Raw genomic sequence first — 9891 nt, 5'->3', positions numbered from 1 at the left:
CCTCCTCGCCCGCGCGGCAGCCCACCGTGCCCCGGACCTGCTCGCCCGTCACCTGGTCGCCGTAGCCGACGCGACCCTCGCTCTGCTTCCGGCCACGCTTCCGCTCGGTGACGAGAAACCCTCGGCCGCCCACCGTGCCCGGCTCGCGCTCGCCGAAGCCGCCGGGGCGGTGCTCGCCGGTGGCCTGTCCCTGCTCGGCATCGACGCCCCCGAACACCTCTGAGCGCCACGACCGACAAGACACCGCACGATCTGAGCGCCAGGAAGAGACAGAAGAGAAGACGACATGAGCCGTTCCGCACATCCCGCCGGTCCCCGTCACGCCGACGTTCTGCCCGAGGGGCACTACTCCGCCCCGGCCGCCGACCTCAACGCACTCGACCCCAAGGTGTGGGCGCAGACCGTCGGCCGGGACGCGGACGGTGTCGTCACCGTCGGCGGTATCGACGTGAAGACGCTCGCCGAGCAGCACGGCACTCCGGCCTACGTTCTCGACGAGGCCGATTTCCGGGAGCGCGCCCGGGCCTGGCGTACCGCGTTCGGGCAGGACGCCGACGTCTTCTACGCCGGCAAGGCGTTCCTGTCCCGTGCCGTCGTGCGGTGGTTGCACGAGGAGGGGCTGAATCTTGATGTCTGTTCCGGGGGTGAGCTCGTCACCGCCCTCTCCGCCGGGATGCCCGCCGACCGGATCGCCTTCCACGGCAACAACAAGTCCGTCAGCGAGATCACGAGGGCCGTCGAGGCCGGTGTCGGGCGGATCGTTCTCGACTCCTTCCAGGAGATCGTGCGGGTCGCTCATATCGCGCAGTCCCTCGGCAAGCGGCAGCGCGTGCAGATCCGGATCACCGTGGGCGTGGAAGCACACACCCACGAGTTCATCGCCACCGCCCACGAGGACCAGAAGTTCGGGATTCCGCTGGCCGGGGGACAAGCCGCCGAAGCCGTGCGGCGCGCCCTTCAGCTCGACGGGCTCGAACTCATCGGGATCCACAGTCACATCGGGTCGCAGATCTTCGACATGTCCGGGTTCGAGGTGGCCGCCCATCGTGTGGTCGGGCTGCTGAAGGCCGTTCGCGACGAGCACGGTGTCGAGCTGCCCGAGATCGACCTCGGCGGTGGGCTCGGGATCGCGTACACCAGCGACGACGATCCCCGCGAGCCGCACGAGATCGCCAAGGCGCTCACCGAGATCGTCACCCGTGAGTGCGACTCCGCGAAGCTCCGGACCCCTCGTATCTCCGTCGAGCCGGGGCGCGCCATCGTCGGGCCGACCGCCTTCACGCTCTACGAGGTCGGCACCATCAAGCCCCTCGACGGGCTGCGGACGTACGTCTCCGTCGACGGCGGCATGTCCGACAACATCAGGACGGCGCTCTACGACGCGGAGTACAGCGTCGCTCTCGTGTCCCGGCGCTCCGACGCCGAGCCCATGCTCGCCCGGGTCGTCGGCAAGCACTGTGAGAGCGGGGACATCGTGGTCAAGGACGCGTTCCTGCCGGGGGACCTGGCACCGGGTGACCTGATCGCCGTACCGGCGACGGGTGCGTACTGCCGGTCCATGGCCAGCAACTACAACCATGTGCTCCGGCCGCCGGTCGTCGCCGTGAAGGACGGGGAGTCGCGGGTCATCGTCCGCCGGGAGACGGAGGACGACCTCCTGCGTCTCGACGTCGGCTGAATCAGAGGAAGCAAGAGAAGCCAGAGGAAGCAAGAGAAGCCAGAGAGGCCAGAGAAGCAAGAAAAGGGGTGGAAGATCTCCGGTCTCCGCCCCCGTGGAAATGAAATCGATGTCTCACGATCCGGACCATGGATAGAAACTCCCGTCCGGTGAGTGAGACTGGTCCAACCGATGACGGTATGAGGAAACGAGGTCGGATGATGCGTACGCGTCCGCTGAAGGTGGCGCTGCTGGGCTGTGGAGTGGTCGGCTCAGAGGTGGCGCGCATCATGACGACGCACGCCGACGACCTCGCCGCCCGCATCGGCGCACCCGTCGAGCTCGCGGGTGTCGCCGTACGGCGGCCCTCCAAGGTCCGCGAAGGCATCGACCCCGCCCTCGTCACCACCGACGCCACCGCCCTCGTCAAGCGCGGGGACATTGATGTCGTGGTGGAGGTCATCGGCGGTATCGAGCCCGCCCGTTCCCTCATCACCGCCGCCTTCGAGCACGGCGCCTCCGTCGTCTCCGCCAACAAGGCGCTGCTCGCCCAGGACGGCGCCGCGCTGCACGCCGCCGCCGAGCAGCAGGGCAAGGACCTGTACTACGAGGCCGCCGTCGCTGGTGCTATTCCTCTGATCCGGCCGCTGCGCGAGTCCCTCGCCGGCGACAAGGTCAACCGCGTGCTCGGGATCGTCAACGGGACGACCAACTTCATCCTCGACAAGATGGACAGCACGGGCGCGGGTTACCAGGAGGCCCTCGACGAGGCCACCGCCCTCGGGTATGCCGAGGCCGACCCCACCGCCGACGTCGAGGGCTTCGACGCCGCCGCCAAGGCCGCCATCCTCGCCGGAATCGCATTCCACACGCGCGTGCGTCTCGACGACGTCTACCGCGAGGGCATGACCGAGGTCACCGCCTCCGACTTCGCCTCCGCGAAGAACATGGGCTGCACCATCAAGCTGCTGGCCATCTGCGAGCGGGCCGAGGACGGCGGGTCCGTCACCGCGCGCGTGCACCCCGCGATGATCCCGCTCAGCCACCCGCTCGCCTCCGTACGCGGCGCCTACAACGCCGTGTTCGTCGAGTCCGACGCCTCCGGGCAGCTGATGTTCTACGGCCCCGGCGCGGGCGGCGCCCCCACCGCCTCCGCCGTGCTCGGCGACCTCGTCGCCGTGTGCCGCAACCGGCTCAACGGGACCACCGGGCCCGGCGAGTCGGCGTACGCCGGACTGCCCGTGTCGGGCATGGGCGAGGTCGTCACGCGGTACCACATCAGCCTCGACGTCGCCGACAAACCAGGCGTTCTCGCACAGGTCGCCACCGTGTTCGCCGAGCACGGTGTCTCGATCGATACGGTTCGGCAGCAGGGGAAGGACGGCGAGGCATCCCTCGTCGTCGTCACGCACCGCGCGTCCGACGCCGCCCTGGGCGGGACCGTCGAGGCGTTGCGCAAGCTCGACACCGTGCGGGGTGTCGCCAGCATCATGCGGGTTGAAGGAGAGTAACCAGCAATGACCCACCAGTGGCGCGGAATCATCGAGGAGTACCGGGACCGGCTCCCGGTGTCCGACAGCACGCCGGTCGTCTCCCTCCGCGAGGGCGGCACGCCCCTCGTGCCCGCGCAGGTGCTCTCCGAGCGCACCGGCTGCGAGGTCCACCTCAAGGTAGAGGGTGCCAACCCCACCGGGTCCTTCAAGGACCGCGGTATGACCATGGCCATCACCCGGGCCAAGGAGGAGGGCGCGCAGGCCGTCATCTGCGCCTCCACCGGCAACACCTCCGCGTCCGCCGCCGCCTACGCCGTACGCGCCGGGATGGTCTGTGCCGTCCTCGTGCCACGCGGCAAGATCGCGCTCGGCAAGATGGGCCAGGCCCTCGTGCACGGCGCGAAGATCCTCCAGGTCGACGGGAACTTCGACGACTGCCTCACCCTCGCGCGCGAGCTGAGCGACAACTACCCTGTGGCGCTGGTGAATTCGGTCAACCCGGTGCGCATCGAGGGCCAGAAGACGGCCGCCTTCGAGATCGTCGACATGCTCGGCGACGCGCCCGACATCCACGTCCTGCCGGTGGGCAACGCGGGCAACATCACCGCGTACTGGAAGGGCTACAAGGAGTACGCCGGCGACGGCATCGCCGCCAAGTCCCCGCGCATGTGGGGCTTTCAGGCCTCCGGTTCCGCGCCCATCGTGCGCGGCGAGATCGTCAAGGACCCCTCGACGATCGCCACCGCGATCCGCATCGGCAACCCCGCGTCCTGGCAGTTCGCGCTGGACGCGCGGGACGAGTCCGGCGGGTTCATCGACGAGGTGACGGACCGTGAGATCCTGCGCGCTTACCGGCTGTTGGCCGCTCAGGAGGGTGTTTTCGTCGAGCCCGCGTCGGCCGCTTCCGTCGCCGGTCTGCTGAAGGCGGCCGAGCAGGGCAAGGTCGACCCGGGCCAGACCATCGTCTGCACGGTGACCGGAAACGGCCTCAAGGACCCCGACTGGGCCGTCGCGGGCGCCCCGCAGCCGGTCACGATCCCGGTCGACGCGCCGACGGCCGCCGAGCGCCTCGGTCTGGCGTAAAGCCGCCTGGCGGGTATTCGCCACGGGGGGTGCACAGGGGGCTTACGACACGCATCGTGCGCCTCCTGTGCGCCCTATGTCGCCACAGAACCTTCCTTCGATAGGCTGTACCTAACCCGCCCGCCGCATATGCCTGCGCGCATGGCTCGGCACCGCGCCGTCTCCACGGCCCGAGGGTCTTCACGTACCTATCGAATCTCATCGAATGTCTTCGACACTCACGCAGCTCAAGGAGAGTCATCGAGCGATGGCCGGTCCAGCCTTCCGCGCCGCCGCCGTCCGGGTGCGCGTCCCCGCCACCAGCGCCAACCTCGGCCCGGGCTTCGACGCCTTCGGCCTCTCGCTGGGGCTCTACGACGACGTCGTCGTCCGTGTCGCCGACTCCGGGCTGCTCATCGACATCGCCGGCGAGGGCAGCGAGACTCTCCCGCGCGACGAGAACCACCTCCTCGTACGGTCCCTGCGCACCGCCTTCGACCTGCTCGGCGGACAGCCGCGCGGCCTGGAGATCGTCTGCGCCAACCGCATTCCGCACGGCCGCGGCCTGGGCTCCTCCTCCGCCGCCATCTGCGCCGGCATCGTCGCCGCGCGCGCCGTGACCATAGGCGGGGACTCCAAGCTCGACGACACGGCGCTGCTGGAACTCGCCACCGAGATCGAGGGCCATCCCGACAACGTGGCGGCCTGTCTGCTGGGCGGCTTCACGCTCTCCTGGATGGACGGCGGAGCCGCGCGGGCGATCAGGATGGACCCCGCCGATTCCATCGTTCCGGTGGTTTTCGTCCCCGGGAAACCGGTGCTCACCGAGACCGCGCGCGGCCTGCTCCCGCGCAGCGTCCCGCACGTCGACGCCGCCGCCAACGCGGGCCGCGCCGCACTGCTCGTCGAGGCCCTCACCCGGCGCCCCGAGCTGCTGCTGCCCGCCACCGAGGACCGCCTGCACCAGGAGTACCGCGCTCCGGCGATGCCCGAAAGCGCCGCGCTCGTCGACCGGTTGAGGGCGGACGGAGTGCCGGCCGTCATTTCCGGCGCAGGCCCGACCGTGCTCGCTCTGGTCGACGCCGACAACGCCGACAAGGTGTCCCACCTCGCCGGCGAGGGCTGGGCCGCCAACCGGCTGGATCTCGACGCGCAAGGTGCCTGCGTACTGCCACTCGCGGCCCCGAGCGCCAATTGACTACGTACCGTCGCCGGATTTCGAGAGGGGGAATGTTTGTTGGATCCGGTAGTGTTAATCTCAAGTCTGCACCCGACCCCACCATGGCGAGGTGCTTGTTGTCCCCGTCCGGGACAGACATTCTTCCGGGAGCCTCCCAAGCCGCACTGTGTTTCGTACGACGTACGCGGGCAGTACCTCGTACGCGGACACTGAGCGGTTCGCCGGGCACGCTCCGGAAGCCGGGCAAGCTCCGGAATTGGTGCGACCAAGCCACGTGACACAGACACTCGGTGCCACTGCTTCGGGAAGCGCCGTCACCAGCAATCTCTTCCGCCGCTTAGGCGGACCACCGCCCCGGCACGGTTCACACAGCAAGAACCGAAGCCGGACAGCACAACCGGTCGCCGAGCCAGACAGGCCGACGTCCGCTCCAGGGAAGGACCCTTCGTGAGCGACACCACCGATCTGATGGGCGCACGTGTCGAGGAGACCGCTGCCGCGCCCGCCACGGACGCCTCCGCGCCTGCCACCGGTGCCGGCTCCCGGCGGCGCCGCGGTACCGGCCTCGACGGCATGGTGCTGGCCGAGCTGCAGCAGGTCGCATCCGGCCTCGGCATCAGGGGCACCGCGCGGATGCGCAAGAGCCAGCTGATCGAGGTCATCAAGGACGCGCAGGCTGGGGGTGCTCCGGCCAAGGCCGAGACCGCCACCGAGACCAAGCCGAAGCGCCGCGCCACCTCCAAGACCCGTACGGGCGACGAGGCGGCCGCCCCGGCCGAGCAGAAGGCCGAGAAGGTCGCCGCCGAGAAGGCCGTGGCCCAGCAGCAGATCGAGATCCCCGGCCAGCCCGCCAGCGACGACGCGCCGGTTGAGCGCCGTCGTCGCCGCGCGACCGCCGAGGCCGGCAGCCCGGAGACGGTCACCGCCGAGGTGACGAGCGAGCCGAAGGCCGAGACGCCCGCCGCCGCGCAGGGCGAGGCCAGGGGCGACGCCGGTGACGACGGCCGTCAGGGCCGCCGGGACCGTCGCGACCGCGGTGGCCGTCAGGACCGCCAGGACCGTGACCGCGGCGACCGCCGCAAGGACAACGAGCAGCAGGGCGGCGGCCAGCAGCAGAGCGGCGGCCGTCCGGACCGCCAGGACCGTCAGCAGCAGGGCGGCGGCCAGCAGCAGAGCGGTGGCCGCCAGGACCGTCAGGACCGGCAGCAGCGCGACAACGGCCCGCAGGACGACGACGACTTCGAGGGCGGCCGGCGCGGCCGCCGCGGCCGGTACCGGGACCGCCGGGGCCGTCGCGGACGCGACGAGTTCGGTGGCGGCGCCGCCGGCGAGCCGCAGGTCGCCGACGACGATGTCCTGATCCCCGTCGCGGGCATCCTCGACATCCTCGACAACTACGCGTTCATCCGTACGTCGGGCTACCTGCCGGGCCCGAACGACGTGTACGTGTCCCTCGCCCAGGTCCGCAAGAACGGCCTGCGCAAGGGCGACCACGTCACCGGCGCGGTCCGCCAGCCGAAGGAGGGCGAGCGCCGCGAGAAGTTCAACGCGCTCGTGCGTCTGGACTCGACCAACGGCATGGCCCCCGACTCCGGGCGCGGCCGGCCGGAGTTCAACAAGCTGACGCCGCTGTACCCGCAGGACCGGCTCCGTCTGGAGACCGACCCGGGTGTGCTGACGACCCGCATCATCGACCTCGTCGCGCCCATCGGAAAGGGCCAGCGCGGTCTGATCGTGGCCCCGCCGAAGACCGGCAAGACCATGATCATGCAGGCGATCGCCAACGCGATCACGCACAACAACCCCGAGTGCCACCTGATGGTCGTCCTGGTCGACGAGCGTCCGGAAGAGGTTACCGACATGCAGCGGTCGGTGAAGGGCGAGGTCATCTCCTCGACCTTCGACCGTCCCGCCGAGGACCACACCACGGTCGCCGAGCTCGCCATCGAGCGCGCCAAGCGGTTGGTGGAGCTGGGCCACGACGTCGTCGTGCTGCTCGACTCGATCACGCGTCTGGGCCGTGCGTACAACCTCGCGGCGCCCGCCTCCGGCCGCATCCTCTCCGGTGGTGTCGACTCCACGGCGCTGTACCCGCCCAAGCGCTTCTTCGGTGCCGCGCGCAACATCGAGGACGGCGGTTCGCTGACCATCCTCGCCACGGCGCTCGTCGACACCGGCTCGCGCATGGACGAGGTCATCTTCGAGGAGTTCAAGGGCACGGGCAACGCCGAGCTGAAGCTCGACCGGAAGCTCGCCGACAAGCGCATCTTCCCGGCGGTGGATGTCGACGCGTCCGGTACCCGTAAGGAAGAAATCCTGCTCGGCAGCGACGAGTTGGCGATTACCTGGAAGCTTCGCCGGGTGCTGCACGCGCTTGACCAGCAGCAGGCGATCGAGCTGCTTCTCGACAAGATGAAGCAGACGAAGTCGAACGCGGAGTTCCTGCTCCAGATCCAGAAGACGACCCCCACTCCCGGCAACGGCGACTAGGGCCAGTCAGCGTTATCAAAGGGCCGCCCCCTGTTAAGGGGGCGGCCCTCTGCGTTGTCAGTGAGGCGCTGTACGATCGCGCCCTTCGGACTTGCTTTCGAGAATAGTCCGAACTTCTGATCCCGAGGGGGGACTTGAATGGGTACGCCCATGCCTGGGGCTGGTCGGCACAGACGCCGGATACGTTTTGGCCTGCCTGTCGCCGCGGCCGGTGTCGCCGCCGCCGTGGCCGCCGCACTGATGACGACGTCCGCCGGCGCGGCCACCGCGCTGCCGACGCCGACCGTGAAGCCCGCCGTGAGCACCACGTCGCTCGCCACGCTGAAGAAGCGCGTCGCGGGCGCCGAGGCCGGTGACGACATCGCCGGGGAGACGACCAAGAAGGCGTCCCTGAGCGCGAGCACCACCGGCACGGCCGTCAGCCCGAAGATCATCGGCGGCACGACGACCACCATCAACACCGCGCCGTTCATGGCGCAGCTCTGGTACTACGACGACAAGGGCACCACCGACGAGAGCGACGACCTCGGCTTCTTCTGCGGTGGCTCGGTCATCTCGCCGTCGAAGATCCTTACGGCCGGGCACTGCACCAAGGACGAGCACGGCAAGGCCTACAACTGGGCCAAGTACGGCGCCGTCGTCACCAGCGCCACCGTGCTCCCGACCACGGACGCCGACGGCAACACCGACCTGCACGGCGGCCAGGCCACCGCGGTCCTGCGGCAGTGGACCCAGCCGTCGTACAACCCGACGACGATCGACAACGACATCGCGGTCCTCACCCTGGCGGCCCCCGTCAAGGCGACCCCGATCCGTATGACGACGAACACCGACACGGCGTCGTACACGGGCACGCCCGCCAAGACCGCCACGGTCTACGGCTGGGGCCGCACCAGTTCCCAGACCCAGGACATCTCCGAGACGCTGAAGACGGCCACGCTGCCGATCCAGTCGGACGCCACCTGCACCGGCGCCTACGGCAGCCTCGTCATCAAGGCCCACATGGTCTGCGCGGGCACGCCCGCCACCGGCAGCGACACCGGTACGACGGCCATCTGCAACGGCGACTCCGGCGGCCCGCTGGTCGTCGGCGGCCGGATCGTCGGTGTCGTCTCCTGGAGCGGCGACGACGGTGACGCCACCACGGTCAACGACTGCGTCGTCGAGGGCACCTACGGCGTCTTCACCAAGGTCAGCGCCTACGCCGGCGCGGCCTACGCGCAGGTCGACGACGGCAACCTCAGCTACACCGACAACAAGGCCGACGTCTACGCCCGCAAGTCCTCCACCAAGGTGGGCTACGAGCTGGACTCCAAGGGCACCTCGCTGGCCACGCGCGTCTCCCTGGGCGACTGGGGCGGTGTCAACCTGGTCCGGACGGCCGACCTGAACCGGGACGGCTACCAGGACTGGATCTACCGGACCACCGCCGGCGCGGTCTACTGGGACCATTTCCAGCTCAACAGCGCGCGGGACGACGGCAGTTGGGTCAGCACGAAGATCTTCACCAACTGGAAGACCCGCACCCGGATCATCGCCCCCGGCGATGTCACCGGCGACTACCTGCCCGACCTGGTCTCGGTCGACAGTGCCGGCGTGCTGTGGATCTACCCGGGCAAGGGCAACGGCACCTTCAGCTCGCCGTCGCGGGTCGGCGGGGGCTGGAGCCAGTACAACACCCTGGTCGGTCACGGCGACTTCAACGGTGACGGCAAGGCCGACCTGCTCGCCCGCAACAAGAGCACCGGCGTCGTCTACCTGTACAAGGGCGCCGGCAAGTCCGGCACGGGCGCCTTCGCGGCCCGCGTGAAGGTGCGCACCTGGGGCAGCTACAACGCCTTCGACGCCGTCGGTGACTTCACCGGCGACGGCAAGGCGGACCTGCTGATCCGCAACGCGAGCAACACGCTGTACCTCTACCCGGGCACCGGCAAGGCCACCAGCGAGATCTTCGGCACACCGAAGTCGCTCGGCACCGGTTTCCAGCAGTACGACATCTTCGGCTGAAA

7 protein-coding genes are annotated in these 9891 nt (G+C 69.5%); all 7 read left to right on the top strand.

Features of this window, described 5'->3' with window-relative positions:
* A partial coding sequence (locus tag AC31A1_RS16160) for a DALR anticodon-binding domain-containing protein (RefSeq protein WP_489653981.1) occupies window positions 1-223 on the top strand: 223 nt, incomplete at its 5' end.
* A gap of 63 nt (window positions 224-286) precedes the next feature.
* Window positions 287-1678: a diaminopimelate decarboxylase gene (gene lysA / locus AC31A1_RS16155; RefSeq protein WP_489653980.1), complete on the top strand. Its 1392-nt coding sequence runs from the start codon at window positions 287-289 to the stop codon at window positions 1676-1678.
* 197 nt (window positions 1679-1875) lie between these two features.
* Window positions 1876-3168 carry a homoserine dehydrogenase gene (locus AC31A1_RS16150; protein ID WP_318018838.1) on the top strand — a complete coding sequence of 431 codons (1293 nt, stop codon included), beginning with the start codon at window positions 1876-1878 and terminating at the stop codon, window positions 3166-3168.
* A gap of 6 nt (window positions 3169-3174) precedes the next feature.
* Window positions 3175-4233, top strand: a complete 1059-nt coding sequence (gene thrC, locus AC31A1_RS16145; RefSeq protein WP_033285390.1) for a threonine synthase — start codon at window positions 3175-3177, stop codon at window positions 4231-4233.
* 247 nt (window positions 4234-4480) lie between these two features.
* Complete coding sequence (gene thrB / locus AC31A1_RS16140) at window positions 4481-5410, top strand: homoserine kinase (protein WP_393762536.1); 930 nt, start codon at window positions 4481-4483, stop codon at window positions 5408-5410.
* A 429-nt stretch (window positions 5411-5839) separates the two neighbouring features.
* On the top strand, window positions 5840-7882 hold the full coding sequence (rho, locus tag AC31A1_RS16135; protein ID WP_489653979.1) for a transcription termination factor Rho: 2043 nt from the start codon (window positions 5840-5842) through the stop codon (window positions 7880-7882).
* A 150-nt stretch (window positions 7883-8032) separates the two neighbouring features.
* Window positions 8033-9889 carry a trypsin-like serine protease gene (locus tag AC31A1_RS16130; protein WP_489653978.1) on the top strand — a complete coding sequence of 619 codons (1857 nt, stop codon included), beginning with the start codon at window positions 8033-8035 and terminating at the stop codon, window positions 9887-9889.
* Window positions 9890-9891 lie beyond the last annotated feature (2 nt).

This window comes from Streptomyces sp. P5F9, assembly GCF_057961495.1.
This window is presented reverse-complemented; position numbering and strand designations above follow the sequence as displayed.

Bases quoted from the DNA above. Each gene is read 5' to 3' on its own strand.
- thrC (WP_033285390.1), top strand. From the start codon at position 3,175: ATGACCCACCAGTGGCGCGGAATCATCGAGGAGTACCGGGACCGGCTC.
- AC31A1_RS16150 (WP_318018838.1), top strand. From the start codon at position 1,876: ATGATGCGTACGCGTCCGCTGAAGGTGGCGCTGCTGGGCTGTGGAGTG.
- AC31A1_RS16130 (WP_489653978.1), top strand. From the start codon at position 8,033: ATGCCTGGGGCTGGTCGGCACAGACGCCGGATACGTTTTGGCCTGCCT.
- thrB (WP_393762536.1), top strand. From the start codon at position 4,481: ATGGCCGGTCCAGCCTTCCGCGCCGCCGCCGTCCGGGTGCGCGTCCCC.
- lysA (WP_489653980.1), top strand. From the start codon at position 287: ATGAGCCGTTCCGCACATCCCGCCGGTCCCCGTCACGCCGACGTTCTG.